Here is a 15904-nt window from a genome sequence, read left to right on the forward strand (position 1 = left end):
GACCGCGACGCGCTGCGTCCGCTGCGGCATCACGGCACCAGCGAATTCGCGCTGCTGTCGCAGAGTTTTCTGGACATGGCGCGGCGGCTGAATACGCGCTCCAGCTTCATCTCGACCTTCGCCACCCATGTCTCGCACGAATTGAAATCGCCGCTTACCTCGATCAAGGGTGCGGCGGAATTGCTGCGCGAGGACGTCGACGCGCCCGACATGGATGACGGAGACCGGCGCAAGTTTCTCGACAACATCATTGCCGACGCCGACCGGCTGGGAACGATCGCGGGGCGGTTGCGCGATTTCGCCCGGGCGGAAAACCCGGTCGCGCTCGGGGCCGCCAAACTGTCGGCCGCAGTTACTGGCCTCCGTTCGGCTTTCCCCGCGCTCGATATCCGCGCCGGCGGCGACCTCGATACGCCGATGCGGATCTCCGAGGACAATGTCCTGATCATTTTTTCCAACCTGGCCGACAACGCCGTGCGCCACGGCAGTTCAAAACTGGAAGTCTTTGCCGTGCGGCAGGACAATCGGCTCAAGGTCACCGTCAGCGACGATGGCGAAGGCGTCTCGCCCAACAACCGGACCCAGATCTTCGACAGCTTTTTTACCACAAGGCGCGACAGCGGCGGCACCGGGATGGGGCTGGCCATCGTGCGTGCCATGCTCGACGCCCATGGCGGCGCGGTCCGTCTCGTCGAATCCGACCAGGGCACCGCCTTCGAGCTGACGTTCCCCGTGGCCGATGCTGTCGCATCCTGATGGCCGATCCTTCGGATCGCCCTCACTCCGCCAGTTGAAACCGCTCGAAGCGATGCAGTTCCTGCTCGATGCGCGTCTTTAACTCCTTGCGAGCGCCCCTGGCCGCTCCCGCGCCGACCCAGCTCCATTTCTGCACCAGCAGCTTGCGGCTCTTGCGGTCGGTCTTGAGGTCGAGGGCTGCGACGATGTCGTCGCCGACCAGCACCGGCAGCGCGAAATAGCCGAACACCCGCTTTTCCTTCGGCACATAGGCCTCGAAGCGGTGGCCGTAGTCGAAGAACAGTTCGGTGCGCTTGCGCTGGATGATCAGGGGATCGAATGGCGAGAGGATGTGGACCTGCTCGGACGCGCTCTCGCTCGCGCTGTCCAGCGTCGCGGGCGCGGCCCAATGTTCCTGCTTGCCGGCGCCTTCGAGCGCGATCGGGACCAGCTCGTTGCGGCGGACCCTTGCATCGATTAGCCGCCGGATCGCCGGCTTGCCCGGCGCATCGAGATGACAGATCGAATCCACGCTCACGATCCCCTGCGCGCGCAAGGCGCGGTCGAGCAGGTAGGCGGTGGTGTCACCCACCGAGGCCGGCTTCGGCGGTCTGTCCCAGCCGAAATGCCGCGTCATCAGGTCGTAGGTCTTCAGCATGCCGATGCGTTCGGAGACCGTCAGCATGCCGGTATAGAACAACAGCTGCAGCGCCCGCTTCGAGGGCTTGCGGCTGGCCCACAAATGCTCCTTGTCGACCAGCACGTCGTCGTCGATGTCGCGGATGGTCAGCGCGCCGTCGCGCCGGATCAGCCGCAGCACCTTGCGCAGATCGGCCGGCTTGACCGCGGTGAGCCATTTGTGGCCCTCGCGCTGGTGGCGCCGCATCGCCGGGAGGAAGAAACTCAGATCCTTCGACGGCACATAGGACAGCGCATGGGTCCAGTATTCGAACACGCTCTTGTCGGTGCTCTGGGCCTGGCGCAGATCGGCGCGGCGGTATTCGGGAATCCGGTTCCAGAGAATATGATGGTGGCAGCGCTCGATCACATTGATGGTGTCGATCTGCACATAGCCGAGATGCGCCACTACGGCGGCGGTCGCCTGCGGCCCCTCGCCGAACGGCGCGGATACGTCGAGCCGCTGGGCGCGCAGCCAGATCCGGCGCGCCTCGGTCTTGTCAAGGGGGTGGGAGGGAATGGTGCGGGGCATCGCGCGGCAATGTAGCCGGATTCGCGCGCGTGCGATATTCGAGGGTAAGGCGCGCTGGCGCGGCTCAAGGGGTCACCGCTTCGGCGGATCGCCGATCGTTCCGGTCGCGATCTCGGCTTGGCACGACGCCCTGCCGCGTGCCGAAGCCTCGCAGCGGTAGACATCGCCGGTGAGGCGGTCGACCAGCCAGGCGCTTTCCTCGGTGGGACTCTCCATGCCCACATAGCGGGAGCCCAGCGCCGTGATCAGCGTCGACAGCAGAATCGACGCCGCAATCATGGCGGCGCCGATCAGGACCGGCATCGAACCAGTGGAGCCCGTCTGATCCGGCCGCCCGGCGCGGTACCCCTGATAGTCATATTGCCTTTTCGCTGATGGAAGCACACTGCTCCTGCGTCGCTGGTTTACGGTTTGCTCTGGATGATTCTTCTAGTCGACCATCTGGCCTATTTGTTGTTCGCAGCTCGGCGCAGCGGCGACGGTATTAAGGTCACCGCCCGGGCCTGCAATCGTGATCTGGATCACCTCAAGCGGGCCACTATCGAACGCGGTCGCCGGACGCAGCGACGGACGGAGGAACCCGGGCTTATGGTCCGTTTACCAGTGTGAGAAACGTCACATTCACGGCCGTTGGCCCGGACTATCGTTCAACCATCAAAGCGCCATCAGGCGTCACAAGCGAGGAACACGACAATGACCAGCTTTTACAGACTTTCCGCCCTTTCGGCGATCACGCTCGGTGCCGCGCTGTCGATGACGGCGGGCCTGGCCATTGCCGCCGAGAAGGTTTCGGCCGACCAGATCCTGAATGCGCTGCAGCCGAAGAAGCCGCTGACCCGCGGACTGTCGGCGGGACCGCAGACCGATCCGGCCGTCGCTGCCAAGCAGATCCAGTTCGTGGATTCCCTGCGTAACCGCAAGACGCGGTCGCTCTCGCTCGGCGAGCGCGAGGAAATCGCCGAACTCGCGGCGTCCAAGCCGAAGATCGATCTCGAGATCCAGTTCGACTACAACTCGGCCGACATCAGCAAGGCCTCGATGGCGGCGGCGCAGGAACTCGGCAAGGCGCTCTCGAATGCCAGCCTGAAGGGCTCGACCTTCGTCGTCGCCGGGCACACCGATGCGGTCGGCAGCGAGCCCTACAACCAGGACCTGTCGGAGCGCCGCGCCGATACCATCAAGCGCTTCCTCACCGAGAAATACGGCATCGACGGCGCCGATCTCGTCACCGTCGGCTACGGCGAGACCAAGCCGAAAAATCCGAGCGCGCCGATCGATCCGGTGAACCGCCGCGTTCAGGTCGTCAACATGGACACCAAGACCGCCTCGAAGTAACGGTCGATGCTGTCGATCCGCCTGCCGATCCAAGGCAGGCGGAATTCGCACAAGTTACGGTCCGTCGAGAATCTCCCTGATCTTGGTTGCCAGCAAGACCTGGGTCAGCGGCTTCTGCAGCAGCGACACGCCGGCATCGAGCCGGCCCTGATGCACGATGGCGTTGCGCGAATAGCCGGTCATGAACAGCACCCTGACGCTCGGTTGGCGATGCCGCAGTTCATCGGCGAGCTGGCGACCGTTCATACCCGGCATCACGATATCAGTGAGCAGAAGGTCGATCCGGAACGGGTCGGAATCGATCAGCGCGAGCGCGGCGGCGCCGTCGGAAGCCTCGCGCACCCGGTATCTCAGATCCTGCAGGGTTTCGACCAGATAGGACCTCACATCCGCCTCGTCCTCGACCACGAGGATGGTTTCGCTTCCCCGGCTGCCTACTACGGGAGCATCGCTCTGCCTCGGGACCTCGGCAACCACATGCGCACGCGGCAAATAGATCTTGATCGTCGTGCCTTCGCCGAGTTCGCTGTAGATTTTGACGTGACCTCCGGATTGTTTGACGAAGCCGTAGACCTGGCTCAACCCGAGGCCGGTGCCCTGGCCCGGCTGCTTGGTGGTAAAGAATGGATCGAAGGCTCTCTGCTGGACTTCCCGCGACATGCCGTCGCCGGTGTCGCTGACGGCGATCAGAACGTATTGGCCGACCGGGATGTCGGCATTCTGCTGCGCGTAACTTTCGTCGATGAAGGCGTTGCTGGTTTCGATGGTCAGCCTGCCCTTGTCGGCCATGGCGTCCTTGGCGTTGACTACGAGATTGAGAATGCTGGCTTCCATCTGGCCGGGGTCGACCTCGACCTGCCAGAGCCCGGCACCGCCGACGAATTCGAGATCGATATTCTCACCCAGCGTCCGTCTGAAAAAATCCGACATGCCCGCGAGCAGCATATTGACGTTGGTCGGCTTCGGATCGAGCGGTTGCCGACGCGCAAAGGCGAGCAGCCGTTGCGTCAGCAGGGCCGCGCGCTGCGCGCCATTGGCGGCGTTGCCGATCACCCGCCTCAGCCGTTCCCGTGTTGTGTCGCCCCAAGACTGCAGGCTACGATCCGCGATTTCTAGATTGCCGCTGATGATCGTCAGCAGGTTATTGAAATCGTGCGCGACGCCGCCGGTCAGTTGCCCGATCGCCTCCATCTTCTGCGACTGCCGCAGCATCTCTTCGGCCTCGCGCCGATGCAGGCCCTCCTGGGCAAGAGCCGCTTCGGTCGCACGAAGCTGGGCCGGCGACGGGATCGCCAGAAATTTCGGCAAGAGCGGCCACAGGATCACCGCGGTAAGCAGTGAGATCACGGCCGTCACCGCCTTGACGATGCCCTCGATGCCATAGATCGGCATCCACAGCGTTACGATCGAGAGCACATGGGTGAAGCCGCAAGCCAGAATGAAGAGTGCGAACGCCCAGAAGATCCAGCCAAACTCAACGTCACGCCGCTTCGCGACAAAAATGGCGAGCGCGACCGGAATCGAAAAATAGGCCACAGCGATTACGGCGTCGGAGACCACATGGAGCCATATCAGCTGGGGTTCCCACAGCAGGCAAATTCCATGCGGAGCGAACATCGAGGAGTCGAGCAGGCGCTCAAAATAATTCCACATAATGGTCGGTTCCAGGTTGAAACGTGATGAAATGAATCGCCTGTAAATCCAAAATGAACAGCATCATTGCTCTCGTCAACCCGGCAGGACGCGGAGATGAACTGGCGGTAGTTGCGTTATCGCCGAAAATGCCGGCAAGTCGCAACCATGCTTTCGAGGCTCCGGATTCCAGCTAGATCCAGCTCTGGAACAGCATCAGCCGGACAAACGTCTCCATCGATGTTCCGACAAACGCCACCGTGATCGGCAGCATCGCGACGAAGCCCGCGCCGGCCACCGCAACAAAGGCCCATAACAGCCAGCGCGGGCTGTTGCCCCGCCGCAGCACATAGACCAGCGCCAGGCTGGCCAGGGTAGCGGCCGGCAAATAGTAATAGATGAAGCCGAGCGTCCGCGGCAGCAGCGCCCAGGCCAGATAGAGCCCGGCGTAGAACGACAGGATCAGGAACGTGTCGGCCCGGCGCGTCACGATCCAGTCGCGCAGGCATACCGCCAGCGCCGGCAGCGCCGCCCACAGCACCACAGGATTGCCGAGGAACACCACCGCCGCAATCCGGTCGTCGGCGACCTTGTCGAACAGATACCAGACCGGCCGCACCAGAAACGGCCAGGACGGCCACGAACTCATATAGGTGTGGCCCGCAATCGCAGTCGTGGTGTTGTCGCTGAAAATCCTGCGCTGGGCCTCGAACAGGTCGGGAAGCGAGAAGCCGTAGACCGGCACGAAGGTCGCGAGATAGGCGACCGCCGGAATCAGCACGAAGCAGGCGGCGAAGTGATAGAACCTGAAATCGGGCCACAGGCCGGGCCGGTACCAGTCGCCTGCATTGCCGTCGGCAAACTGCGTGCGCCAGCCTTGCATCAGGCGGATCACGACGATGATCACGATGCAAACGGCGAGTGCAAACAGCCCGCTCCATTTACACGCGGCCGACAGTCCGAACGCCAGACCGGCCAATGCGAACCAGACATGCGGCCGCGCCTGGCGAAAGCCGTGCATGAACGCCGCGATCCCCAACAGGCCGAACGTCAGCGAAAAAATATCCAGCATCGCGATCCGCGATTGCACGAACACCATCTGGTTGAAGAAGGCGAGCAGGGCCGTCGCGATCGCGGGGCCTTGCGCCGCAAACAGCGCGAGGCCGCAAAGATACATCGCGACGATGGCCAGCGCCCCGAACAGCACGCCCGGGTAGCGCCAGCCCAGCGGCTCGTCGCCGAAAATGCGGATCGACACAGCGATCAGCTGCTTGGCCAGCGGCGGATGCATCGGGTTGAGCATCGGGCTCGGCATCACGGGCTCGAGCATTTGCCGCGCCGCCGGCACATAATGCACTTCATCGAAGTAGAATTTTTCCGGCGTGGTGATGCCGACCAGCAGCGCGAGATGCGCGACAATGAAAATGACAGCGGCGATCACAGCACTCCGTACGGCGAAATTGGGAACAGAAGGTGATTCGCGCACAGAACTCACGGATTCATGGCCTCACAGAGATGTCGAGTGTGAGCGGGCCGCATTTCTAAGTCCATCGCATTGAACGCAATTCGTTTTCGCCGTCACTAACCATCGAGGTCATATGCCGCTGCTTGTGATATTTTTACAACATCGCATGCGCGCGCGATCCGGTACGATGCGGGATAAATCGATCGGTCATGAAATGAATTGGCGTCACTGCATTTTCCTTGTTTCCGCGTTTTCTCTGGCAGCCGCGCTGGCGGCAGGAACGGCTCGCGCGCAAACGCGCATCGGCGAAGCCGCCGTCGTCAAGAACGAAGTCGTCCGCGTCATGGCATCGGGGACCACTCCGATCAATGTCGGCGACAGCGTGGTGCGCGACGAAACCGTGCGCACCGGCGCCGACAGCGCGACGCGGCTGGTGATGGCCGACAGCACCAATTTGTCACTCGGCCCCAATTCCACGCTGAGGCTCGACCGCACCGTGTTCGATGACGCGAACAGCTACCGCGACATCTCGATCAAGTTGACCACCGGCGCGTTCCGCTTCGTCACCGGCAATTCGGACAAGGCCGCGTACAAGATCCAGACCCAGGTCGCGACCATCGGCGTGCGCGGCACCATCCTCGACATCCTGTCCCAGCGCGGCAAGACCACCGTGGTGCTGCGGGACAATGGCGCCTCGCGGGTCTGCACCCTTACCTTTCAGTGCATCGATCTGACCAAACCCGGCGATACCGCCATCATCACCTTCGCCGGCGGCAAATACACTATCCAGAAGTTCAGCACGCCGCCCTGGACCTTCGCCTGTGGCGCCGCGGCCGGACTCTGCAACACCACCCAATATGCCGACGCGACGCCGACCGTTACGCCGCCTGTCGATGACGGCAGCGACCCCACCGGCATGCTGTGCGGGCGCTGACGATGGCAAAATTCATCCGCAGCTCTTTCGTCTCGGCCGCGCTTGCCGCGGCGATTTCGCTGGTGCAGATTCCGGCGCTGACCACTCCCGTAGCGGCGCAAAGTTCGACACCGACGCCGACGCCCACGCCTACGCCAACCCCGACGCCGACGCCGACCCCGAGTCCGACACCAACTGCGACGCCCACGCCGCTCGGTTCTGGCTCCAGCGCAGACTCGGTCAAGGACCTCGCCAGGCAACGCTTCAACCAGATGATCACCAACCGCGTGCTCGGCACGGTGCTGCTCGGCGTCAACGAGCAGGTCAATTGCGGCGATTGCTTCAGCGCGTTCGGCTCCGCGGGATCGTTCTCGGCCGGCATTCACGGGCGCAAGAACCTGACGTCCAACCTGGCGCTGCTGGCGGGCATCGCCTATGCGCAATACAACGAAGGCGGCTACAACGTCACCAGCGCGCCGATCGGCGCCTTCGCGCTGCGTTACGATTTTACCGATTGGGGTTCTTCGCGGCCGTTCTTCGACATCGGCGCCATCTTGTCGCCGTTCCAGAAAGTGCGCTACCGCCGCAGCTACCAGACCAGCCTCGGCCCGGTATCACTCGACAGCGAAACCACGAGCGAGAATTACGGCGTCTATGGCCGCGCCGGCTGGATCAGCCGGCTGTCGCCGCGCGACGAGGTCGCGGCCTCGGTCGAGGTCTGGCAGATGTGGCAGCGGGTCAAGGGCTACAGCGATCCGGCCGGTGCGTTCAATCCGTTTGACGCGAACATCGCCACCGGCACCGACAAGACCAACCTCGTCAAGATCGGCGCCCAGTGGACCCATCTGTGGGGCGACAACATCGAGACCAATATCAACGGCGGCTTCGTGCAATCCTTCGCAACCCGCTCCGGCATCGTCGCCACCGTCACCGGCGAGGGCACCGTGGTGCCGACCATCGGCAACCAGAGCTGGTTCGAATATGGCGGCCGGGTCGGCTACCGCATCAGCAAGGGCTGGATCGCCGACCTCTTCCTCAACGGCACCGCCGGCCCGCAGCCGGTCGGCAACACCCTGCACGGCGGCGTCGGGCTGCGGATCACGTACTGAAATGGCCGAACTCTCTCCCCGGAGAGAGGTAAACGAAGGTCAGGCCGCCGCCTCGCCCCCGTAAGCCCTACGCAAGCGTTCGATATCGAGTTCGACCATTCCCGGCATGGCCTGCAGCGCGCACGGGGCGCCGGCGGCACCTGAACCGCCGGATGTACTTCGTCAACGCGGCCGGAATGATCTGCCACGACACGCCGCAGCGATCCTGCGAGGAGTTGCGGTCAGGAACCGGTGGCCGTGCTTCGGCGGGCCGGGATATGCTTGGTGAAAATCCGCACCACGGCGCCTTTCACGGGCCTGACATCGTCGAACAGCCTGGACGCAATTTTCTCGATGGCGTCGCGATACTCGAGAAACTGGCCCTGCCTCGCCGTGCTGGGCGAGCCCCGCACGCCCGCCAGTTCGTCCATCGCGGCATCGCTGATCTGGCAGTCGACCGTCTCGCCGCCGTCCAGCATGGTGAACCCGAACGCCAGGCGCTCGTCGTCATATCCCACAATGCGACCACGCGTCAGCGGCATCGAAGTTTCCCTGTCACCCCCGGATATTCCGGGGCGCGAAGATGCCAAGCCAGGCGGCAAGCGCGATGCGCTTGCGCTGGAAATGCCTTCGTCATTTCGCCTCGGCGGGATCCCGGTGTACCGGATCGATCCACAGCACCGTCTCAGGCTTTTCCACCGGCTCGATGTCGAGATTGATCGCAACCGCCTGTCCGTCGCTGCGCACCAGCACGCATTCCAGCACCTCGTCCGGGCTGGCGTTGATTTCCTGATGCGGCACGTAGGGCGGAATGAAGATGAAATCACCGGGTCCCGCTTCGGCGGTGAACTGAAGCTTTTCGCCCCAGCGCATCCGGGCCTTGCCCTTGACGACAAAGATGATGCTTTCGAGATGGCCATGATGATGCGCGCCGGTCTTGGCGTCCGGCTTGATGGTGACGGTGCCGGCCCACAATTTCTGGGCGCCGACCCGCGCGAAGTTGATCGCGGCCTTGCGATCCATGCCTGCGGTCGACGGCACGTTGGGATCGAGCTGATCGCCGGGAATGACGCGAACGCCGTCGTGCTTCCAGCGCTCGGCGTCGCCGTGATCGTGCGAATGATCCGAATGGGTATGGTCGTGGTGGCCTGTCATCGTGCTGCTTCCGACAATTACATGACGTCAAACTACATAAAACCGTGATCGCAAACCAGTCCAGGAACAGGGAACATCATGCTGACTTGCGAATTAGCCTTATGAAGCTTAACCGTACCAGAGGAGAATTCCCATGGGTTCAACCGCAGACAAGGTAAAAGGCGCCACCAACGAAGCCATTGGTAAGGCCAAGCAGGGCATCGGCGAAGCCGTCGGCTCGGACAGGCTGCAGGGCGAAGGTGTGATCCAGGAAGTCAAGGGCAAGGGCCAGCAGGCCCTCGGCGAGGCCAAGGAAGCCACCAAGGACGCCGTCAACAAGGCGGCCGCCGCGGCCAACAAGAACCTCTGATCGACGCAAGTTGATTGCGAGAAAGCCGGTCCTGAGGGGCCGGCTTTTTTTACGTCATCCCTTATGTGCCTACTTCACAGCCAGCAGCTCAACGTCAAACATCAACGTCGCATTCGGCGGGATCAGGCCGCCGGCGCCGCGGGCGCCATAGCCCAACGCGGGCGGAATGATCAGGGTACGCTTGCCGCCGACCTTCATGGTCGCGACGCCTTCATCCCAGCCGCCGATGACCTGGCGCTGCCCGATCGTGAATTCGAACGGTTCGTTGCGGTCGACTGAGCTGTCGAACTTCTTGCCCTTCTGGCCGTTCTCGTACAGCCAGCCCGTATAGTGCATGACGCAGATCTGGCCCGGCTTCGGCGAAGCGCCTGTGCCGACGGTGCTGTCCGAAATCTGCAATCCCGATGCTGTGGTCATGGTTTTTCCTGCGGTCTGGGCCGCTGCTATGGTTGGACAGGCTGTTGCGGCAATTGCCAGGGCAAAGGCCGAGACGATCGATAATGTCGCGCGCTGTAAACGTCGCATTCCCGTGATATCCTTCCCGTGCAAATCGCACCGTGTCTAGCGCAACGCCCCGGCCGTTTCCAGCCCATGCGAGCTGCAAAAACGCCGGGTTGGAAGTCTAGCCCGGGCATAGCCGATTGGGAAAACCAGGCCGCTCGCGACACCTGAACCGGTGAGTTCGCCGACCCACATGCGATCTGATCGGGCGTCGGACTTGCGCACCTCTTCATCACGGTGCTGCTCGATTTCTTCGGGCTCCTGCTCATCGATATGCGTCAACTCCGACCGTGCGGCGTTATCGATGCGCAGGAGTTCATCGAGCTCGGCATGCAAGGCCAGATCGTCGCGCCGGTTGGTGCGCTGGATGAACAGCGTCATCATGAAGATCGCCAGCGTTCCGAAGGCCCCCCAACCAAAGCTGTCACGAGCGAACGTCAGCCATAATGCGCCATAGGCCGCAACGCCAAGGAAGGCGGCGGGATGTCCCGCCGCCTGCCCGACATGGGTGGTCCAGTGTTTGAGCGGTTCGGTCATGTTCGGGTTACTTCATCCTGACGCTGACAAAAAATTTCCCCGCGCGAACGCGGGGGATTTTCACGTCTTGATCCGACGACTTATCGCAGCAGCAAGATCAGGATGATGAGCGGAATCGGGATTCCGAGCAGCCAAAGCAGAATGGGCATGGGGTTTTCCTTTCCTGGTTGAAATCAGCGGCGGACCTTGCGGCCCCAGGTGCCGTCGCGAAGGCCTCCGCCTTCGGTGGCGGCGAGGCTGGCGCAGAAGGCGCCGAGCAGCAGCGAGGCCGTCAGCCAGAAAGCGAGCTGCATGGCGGCCTTGCGGGCGGCATCAATATCGGTCTTGGCCTGGGTCACGACTTCATTGACGCGCTTTTCGGCATCGGCCTGGCTGAGCCCGGTGCGCGCCGCAACGACCTTGGCGACATACTGCCGATCGGCAGGCTTCAGATCGCCGCCGCTGCGGAAGCTGCCGGTGAACAGCCGCACCATCTCGGCGCGTGAATCCTGCGGGTTGGTGGCGTTCGGAGCAGCCGGCGCGTCGGAACGGAACAACGTGTCGACATAGCCGTCCATCGGACCGGCTTGGCTTGCAGCGGTCGCTGCACCCTGCGAAGCGCCCGTTACGGCGCCGCTGAGCACGCTGGTCGCCGGCGTTGCCAGCAGCACAGCGCCTAGCACCGAAGCGAACGCCCAAGCGACGAAGCCATGCGCGGTGTCGCGAAAGTAGACCTCGTCGCTGTGAACGCCGATCCATCGCGACCGCAGCCGGCCGGCGATGTAACCGCCGAGTGACGAAGCGATCATGGCGATGACGAGGAGATAAAGACCGGTGCCGATCTTGAAGGTGGTGGCTGACACTCCCGCGCCGGCCCACGGCGACACCACGGACAATCCGAGCCCGGCGCCGAAGGCGAGCAGAACGAGGGTCACCGCGCAGCTCACCACAGCGCCGGCGGCGACTGCGGGCCATGATACGCCGGCGACGGAGGGTTCACCGGTTTCGGTCCCCGGTTGGACAATTACGGTATCGATCATCGTGCGCTCCCAGCTTGCGAAAATTCAATTCAATGCCGCATCAATGAGCAACGGCAATGTTTGTTCCGGGAAAGAATTCGCGAGCGGTGCGGTTCCAGCAGCGCGACGAATCCTTCACGTCGTCCACCGGACATTGTGTTCGCAATAACTCGGAACGCATATCGCAGGACGTGCAGGCGAGCACGCACCTCGATGATGTTCTGAATCATACGCAAGAATCTGTCAGCCAGTCGCATCGGAGCCCGGCCGCAGCGCTTAGCCACAGGCAGGCTCCGACAACGGACCTAGCGATTCATGAACAATGCAAGCAGCAGAATGATCGGAATCGGAATTCCGATCAGCCAGAGCAGCGCGCCTTTACCGAAACCCATGTCAGCCTCCTTGTGTTGGACTGCACGAATAACTCGCAAGGATTTCGAGGGTTCCCGCATCGTTGCGTAATCAATTGGCTGATGCGCCATCCCGATCCAGCGCGAAATCGCCCAGCAGCGGCGAGGTCGCCCCCGCGATCAGATCGCCGATCAACTGTGCGGCGAGAAAACTGAAGGTGATGCCGTTGCCGCCATAACCATAGGCGGCGTAGACGCCCTTTGCGTTCGGTACCGGACCGATCAACGGCAGCCCGTCGCTAGTGGTGTCGAACGTGCCGGACCAGCTAAACTCGATGTCCAGCCTGGCGGCCGGCCAAAGCGCGGCGAGCTTCCGGGTGAGCAATCGCGACTTCTCCGGGATCAGCGCATCGCGCGCGTCGGGCTCGACCACTTCCTCGCTATCTTCGCCGCCGATGATGATGCGACCAGCGGATGTCGAACGCGCATAGAGATAATCCTTGCTGTCTTCCCAGATCAGCGCGCCGTCTCTCCAGATGTTCTGCGGCTGCGGCGTGGTCGCGATCGCCCAGCTCGATGACACCGCGTGAACCGTGGAGTGTACGATATCGGGCATCACATAGCCGGTGGCGAGGATCACCGACCGCGCCTCGATCTCGCGGCCGTTCTTCAGGAGGACGCCGACCGACCGTGCCGCGGCATCGAACTGCACGGCCTCGGCCTCGAATATCCTGGCGCCGCGTCCGATGGCGACTGCGAGCAGTCCGCGCGCCAGTTGCATCGGGTCGGCATCCGCCGAGCCCGGCGACACGATCGCGCCGGCCCGGGCGATGCCGAACAATTCGAGCAGCATTGCATGATCGAGGAAGTCGCCGGGCAGCCCGGCACGTGCCCGCAGATCATGCTCTTCGCGCAGTTGCCTGCCGGTGTCGCCGGCCGCCAGCAGCAGCGAATTCTTGTCTCGCATCTCGCAGGGGACGCCGAGTTGCAGGACCAGCGATTTCAGCCGGGCGACCGCGTGCAGGCTCGCCAGATAGGCCCGCGACGCCCGCTCAAAACCGTAGATTTCCGCCAGTTGCGCCAGCGAGCGATCGATTTCCCACAGCAGCATCGAGGTCGAGGCGGCGGTGCTGCCGCGCCCCGGAAGCTCGCGGTCGACGATGACGACGTCGAGCCCCTGGCGCGTCAGGCGCTCGGCGACCAGCGATCCGGTGATGCCGCCGCCCACGATCAGTGCATCGCACTTCAGGTTCTCACCCACGTCGAGGCGAAGGGGAAGCTTGCCCGCGGCAAACCACGGCGAGCGGCCGCCGCGAAGGTCGGCCTGTTCGGTGTCGTCTGTATCGAGAACGCTGATAACGGACCTCAAGAATGGGGAGCGACGGACTGCAATGCAGGAGTGCCGGGGACCGGGGCAAGATGGCGGCACCCGCATCGGCTTAACCCGATCGACGAACTCTGGTTCCGATGTCGCTGGGATCAAGCGGCTACCACTGACGCGGTAAAGCTCAGGTCTTGACCGGTGTCATGTAGATTTCCGAACCGTCTTCGTCGATCACCACGACGGAGCGGCCACGGTCGCCATCATCGAGATCAATCGCGATCTGCCGGGCGATCAGATCGGCGGTCTTCCTGGCATCGCTTTCATTGGCGCAATCGAGTCCGACCGGATCCTCGAGCCGCACGCCGTCGGCAATATCAAAATGAAAAATGGGCATTGGCTGTCTCCTGTGGGAGGCAATGCCCGAAAATGGAGCCCGTTCCGTCATCTAGCTGGCTAGCGCACAGGCTCCCGGTGGCGAGCGATCTCGCCCCGGGAACCGGATCACTCAATAGCCGAGCGCGCAGCCGTCCTTGCGCGGGTCGGAGCCGCCGGTCAGCGTGCCCTTGTCCCAGTCGATCCAGATCGCCTGGCCGCCGCCGAGCGGTCCGACCACGCTGGTGGTCTTGTGCCCGATCTTCTTCAGGCCCTCGACGATATCAGCGGGAACGCCGTCCTCGAGCTGATAGACGCCCTCGTAATGCAGGCCGCGCGGCATATCGATGGCTTCCTGCACGTCGCAGCCATAGTCGAGCATGTTGGTCAGCACATGGCTCTGTCCGACCGGCTGGTACTGCCCGCCCATCACGCCGAACGGCATCACGGCGCGGCCATTCCTGGTGACGAGGCTCGGAATGATGGTGTGCAGCGGCCGCCTGCCGGGCGCAATGCAATTGGGATGGCCGGGCTCGATGCGGAAGCCGCCGGCGCGGTTCTGCAACAGCACGCCGGTCTTGTTGGAAACGATCGCCGCCCCGAAGGAATGCGCGACCGAATTGATGAACGAACAAACGTTGCGATCCTTGTCCACCACCGTGATGTAGACCGTCGAGGGATTGATCGGTGGCGTCACCACGGGCAGATCGAGCATGCCGTCCATCCGGATCTTGCCGACATACTCGTCGACGAATTCCGGGGTCAGGATCCGCGTCACATCGACATTGACCTGGGCGGGATCGCCGACATACTGCTCGCGCATTAAATACGCGACCCGCGCCGCCTCGGCTTCGAGATGAAAGCGCTCGACGCTCATGGGTTTGAATTTCGTCAGATCGAAGCGTGACAGGATGTTCAGCATCACCAGCATGGTGATCCCGGGGCCATTCGGCGGGCACTGCCAGACATCATGGCCCTTGTACAAGGTGCCGATCGGCGAGGTGGTTTCGGTGGTGTGCGCCTCAAAATCGTCCAGCGTGTGCAGCCCGCCGATGCCGCGCAGGGTCTCGACCATGTCCTCGGCGATGGCGCCCTTGTAGAACGCGTCGCGGCCGTCCTTGGCGATCGCGCGCAGCGTCTTGCCGAGCTCGGGCTGATGGATCACGTCGCCGGCCACCGCCGGCTTGCCGTTCGGCAGCAGATAGCGCTCGGTGTTGGTGCCCTTCTTGAGCTTGTCGAACTGGTTGTTCCAGTCAAAGGCGATACGCGGCGAGACGACATAGCCCCCCTCCGCGGCCTTGATCGCGGGCTGCAGCAGGGTATCGAAGCCGAGCTTGCCGTGATCGCGCAGGATGGTGGACCATGCATCGACCGAGCCCGGAATCGAGACGGCGTGCGCCGAGGTCAGCGGGATCGATTTGATGTTGCGTTCGAGATACCATTCCGGCGTTGCCGCCTGTGGCGCGCGGCCCGAGCCGTTATAGGCCACGATCTTGCCCTCGCCCCTGGACTGCAGCAGTGCAAAGCAGTCGCCGCCGATCCCGGTCGATTGCGGCTCGATCACCCCGAGCAGCGCGCAGGCCGAAACCGCAGCATCGGCAGCGGTGCCGCCGGCTTGCAGCACGTCGATCGCGGCGAGTGCGGCCAGCGGATGCGACGTCGCCACCATTCCGTTCTGGGCGTGGACCGTGGACCGGCCGGCGAGATGGAAATTCCTCATGCCAATTGCTCACTTTTGCGATTTTTATCGTGGTTTCGGGCGCGGATTTACCTGAGGTTTCCTTGGCATATTCAGGCCGCCATGGGAATGCTCAGGGATGCATGAGGCGGGCCCGCTGTCGTCCCAGCGAACACGTTCGCAGGGACGACGGGGGGTTTTGCTGCCGTTCCCCCCCCCCGCCCCCCTGATAAACCCCCGCCAAGTCGTTAACCGGCGCCGC

At 63.2% G+C, this 15904-nt stretch carries 17 protein-coding genes; 5 read left to right on the plus strand and 12 right to left on the minus strand.

Annotation, left to right across the window (positions count from 1 at the left end; translation table 11 throughout):
• Positions 1 to 756, plus strand: a 756-nt coding sequence (locus Q8N40_RS21820; RefSeq protein ID WP_305713276.1) for a sensor histidine kinase KdpD, incomplete at its 5' end; no start/stop codon positions are given.
• A gap of 22 nt (positions 757 to 778) precedes the next feature.
• Here Q8N40_RS21820 and Q8N40_RS21825 read toward each other — a convergent pair.
• Both Q8N40_RS21825 and Q8N40_RS21830 read right to left on the minus strand, forming a co-directional pair.
• Positions 779 to 1945 carry a winged helix-turn-helix domain-containing protein gene (locus Q8N40_RS21825; protein ID WP_305713277.1) on the minus strand — a complete coding sequence of 389 codons (1167 nt, stop codon included), beginning with the start codon at positions 1943 to 1945 and terminating at the stop codon, positions 779 to 781.
• Between the two features lie 72 nt (positions 1946 to 2017).
• Entirely contained in the window at positions 2018 to 2248 is a 231-nt protein-coding gene (locus Q8N40_RS21830; protein WP_305713278.1) for a hypothetical protein, read from the minus strand.
• Between the two features lie 390 nt (positions 2249 to 2638).
• On the opposite strand from Q8N40_RS21830, the gene Q8N40_RS21835 reads away from it, so the two are divergent.
• Positions 2639 to 3280 carry an OmpA family protein gene (locus Q8N40_RS21835; RefSeq protein WP_305322894.1) on the plus strand — a complete coding sequence of 214 codons (642 nt, stop codon included), beginning with the start codon at positions 2639 to 2641 and terminating at the stop codon, positions 3278 to 3280.
• A 54-nt stretch (positions 3281 to 3334) separates the two neighbouring features.
• On the opposite strand, the gene Q8N40_RS21840 is transcribed toward Q8N40_RS21835, so the two are convergent.
• A complete protein-coding gene (locus Q8N40_RS21840) occupies positions 3335 to 4933 on the minus strand; it encodes a response regulator (RefSeq protein WP_305322895.1) in 1599 nt (532 codons plus the stop codon).
• Positions 4934 to 5105: 172 nt separating this feature from the next.
• A complete protein-coding gene (locus Q8N40_RS21845) occupies positions 5106 to 6407 on the minus strand; it encodes a phospholipid carrier-dependent glycosyltransferase (RefSeq protein ID WP_305713279.1) in 1302 nt (433 codons plus the stop codon).
• A gap of 184 nt (positions 6408 to 6591) precedes the next feature.
• Between Q8N40_RS21845 and Q8N40_RS21850 the strand changes: the two genes are divergently transcribed.
• Together Q8N40_RS21850 and Q8N40_RS21855 are read left to right on the plus strand one after the other, a co-directional pair.
• Complete coding sequence (locus Q8N40_RS21850; protein WP_305322899.1) at positions 6592 to 7311, plus strand: FecR domain-containing protein; 720 nt, start codon at positions 6592 to 6594, stop codon at positions 7309 to 7311.
• 2 nt (positions 7312 to 7313) lie between these two features.
• Positions 7314 to 8399 (plus strand): hypothetical protein, encoded by a 1086-nt coding sequence (locus tag Q8N40_RS21855; protein ID WP_305713280.1) that lies wholly within the window; start codon positions 7314 to 7316, stop codon positions 8397 to 8399.
• Positions 8400 to 8620: 221 nt separating this feature from the next.
• Here Q8N40_RS21855 and Q8N40_RS21860 read toward each other — a convergent pair whose 3' ends face one another.
• Together Q8N40_RS21860 and Q8N40_RS21865 are read right to left on the minus strand one after the other, a co-directional pair.
• Positions 8621 to 8920 carry a DUF1488 family protein gene (locus Q8N40_RS21860; RefSeq protein WP_305320117.1) on the minus strand — a complete coding sequence of 100 codons (300 nt, stop codon included), beginning with the start codon at positions 8918 to 8920 and terminating at the stop codon, positions 8621 to 8623.
• 91 nt (positions 8921 to 9011) lie between these two features.
• Positions 9012 to 9533, minus strand: coding sequence for a cupin domain-containing protein (locus Q8N40_RS21865; protein ID WP_305320116.1), 522 nt, complete (start codon positions 9531 to 9533; stop codon positions 9012 to 9014).
• A gap of 133 nt (positions 9534 to 9666) precedes the next feature.
• Here Q8N40_RS21865 and Q8N40_RS21870 point away from each other — a divergent pair, with 133 nt between their 5' ends.
• Complete coding sequence (locus Q8N40_RS21870; protein WP_305320115.1) at positions 9667 to 9882, plus strand: CsbD family protein; 216 nt, start codon at positions 9667 to 9669, stop codon at positions 9880 to 9882.
• A gap of 69 nt (positions 9883 to 9951) precedes the next feature.
• On the opposite strand, the gene Q8N40_RS21875 is transcribed toward Q8N40_RS21870, so the two are convergent.
• The 6 genes from Q8N40_RS21875 to ggt form a co-directional block, all read right to left on the minus strand.
• The gene (locus Q8N40_RS21875) at positions 9952 to 10407 is read right to left on the minus strand and encodes an FKBP-type peptidyl-prolyl cis-trans isomerase (RefSeq protein ID WP_305320114.1); all 456 of its coding nucleotides are present in this window, start codon (positions 10405 to 10407) and stop codon (positions 9952 to 9954) included.
• 36 nt (positions 10408 to 10443) lie between these two features.
• The gene (locus Q8N40_RS21880; RefSeq protein ID WP_305713281.1) at positions 10444 to 10920 is read right to left on the minus strand and encodes a low affinity iron permease family protein; all 477 of its coding nucleotides are present in this window, start codon (positions 10918 to 10920) and stop codon (positions 10444 to 10446) included.
• 173 nt (positions 10921 to 11093) lie between these two features.
• The gene (locus Q8N40_RS21885; protein ID WP_305713282.1) at positions 11094 to 11939 is read right to left on the minus strand and encodes a hypothetical protein; all 846 of its coding nucleotides are present in this window, start codon (positions 11937 to 11939) and stop codon (positions 11094 to 11096) included.
• A 441-nt stretch (positions 11940 to 12380) separates the two neighbouring features.
• Positions 12381 to 13637: an FAD-binding oxidoreductase gene (locus Q8N40_RS21890; protein ID WP_305713283.1), complete on the minus strand. Its 1257-nt coding sequence runs from the start codon at positions 13635 to 13637 to the stop codon at positions 12381 to 12383.
• Positions 13638 to 13776: 139 nt separating this feature from the next.
• Entirely contained in the window at positions 13777 to 13986 is a 210-nt protein-coding gene (locus tag Q8N40_RS21895) for a hypothetical protein (RefSeq protein ID WP_305713284.1), read from the minus strand.
• Between the two features lie 111 nt (positions 13987 to 14097).
• Complete coding sequence (gene ggt, locus Q8N40_RS21900) at positions 14098 to 15684, minus strand: gamma-glutamyltransferase (protein ID WP_305713285.1); 1587 nt, start codon at positions 15682 to 15684, stop codon at positions 14098 to 14100.
• Positions 15685 to 15904 lie beyond the last annotated feature (220 nt).

The organism is Bradyrhizobium sp., from assembly GCF_030693485.1.
Lineage (GTDB): Bacteria > Pseudomonadota > Alphaproteobacteria > Rhizobiales > Xanthobacteraceae > Bradyrhizobium.

Excerpts from the sequence above, each read along its gene's own strand:
- Q8N40_RS21825 (WP_305713277.1), bottom strand. The coding sequence starts at position 1,945 with ATGCCCCGCACCATTCCCTCCCACCCCCTTGACAAGACCGAGGCGCGC.
- Q8N40_RS21830 (WP_305713278.1), bottom strand. The coding sequence starts at position 2,248 with ATGCCGGTCCTGATCGGCGCCGCCATGATTGCGGCGTCGATTCTGCTG.
- Q8N40_RS21835 (WP_305322894.1), top strand. The coding sequence starts at position 2,639 with ATGACCAGCTTTTACAGACTTTCCGCCCTTTCGGCGATCACGCTCGGT.
- Q8N40_RS21840 (WP_305322895.1), bottom strand. The coding sequence starts at position 4,933 with ATGTGGAATTATTTTGAGCGCCTGCTCGACTCCTCGATGTTCGCTCCG.
- Q8N40_RS21850 (WP_305322899.1), top strand. The coding sequence starts at position 6,592 with ATGAATTGGCGTCACTGCATTTTCCTTGTTTCCGCGTTTTCTCTGGCA.
- Q8N40_RS21855 (WP_305713280.1), top strand. The coding sequence starts at position 7,314 with ATGGCAAAATTCATCCGCAGCTCTTTCGTCTCGGCCGCGCTTGCCGCG.
- Q8N40_RS21860 (WP_305320117.1), bottom strand. The coding sequence starts at position 8,920 with ATGCCGCTGACGCGTGGTCGCATTGTGGGATATGACGACGAGCGCCTG.
- Q8N40_RS21865 (WP_305320116.1), bottom strand. The coding sequence starts at position 9,533 with ATGACAGGCCACCACGACCATACCCATTCGGATCATTCGCACGATCAC.
- Q8N40_RS21870 (WP_305320115.1), top strand. The coding sequence starts at position 9,667 with ATGGGTTCAACCGCAGACAAGGTAAAAGGCGCCACCAACGAAGCCATT.
- Q8N40_RS21875 (WP_305320114.1), bottom strand. The coding sequence starts at position 10,407 with ATGCGACGTTTACAGCGCGCGACATTATCGATCGTCTCGGCCTTTGCC.
- Q8N40_RS21880 (WP_305713281.1), bottom strand. The coding sequence starts at position 10,920 with ATGACCGAACCGCTCAAACACTGGACCACCCATGTCGGGCAGGCGGCG.
- Q8N40_RS21885 (WP_305713282.1), bottom strand. The coding sequence starts at position 11,939 with ATGATCGATACCGTAATTGTCCAACCGGGGACCGAAACCGGTGAACCC.
- Q8N40_RS21895 (WP_305713284.1), bottom strand. The coding sequence starts at position 13,986 with ATGCCCATTTTTCATTTTGATATTGCCGACGGCGTGCGGCTCGAGGAT.
- ggt (WP_305713285.1), bottom strand. The coding sequence starts at position 15,684 with ATGAGGAATTTCCATCTCGCCGGCCGGTCCACGGTCCACGCCCAGAAC.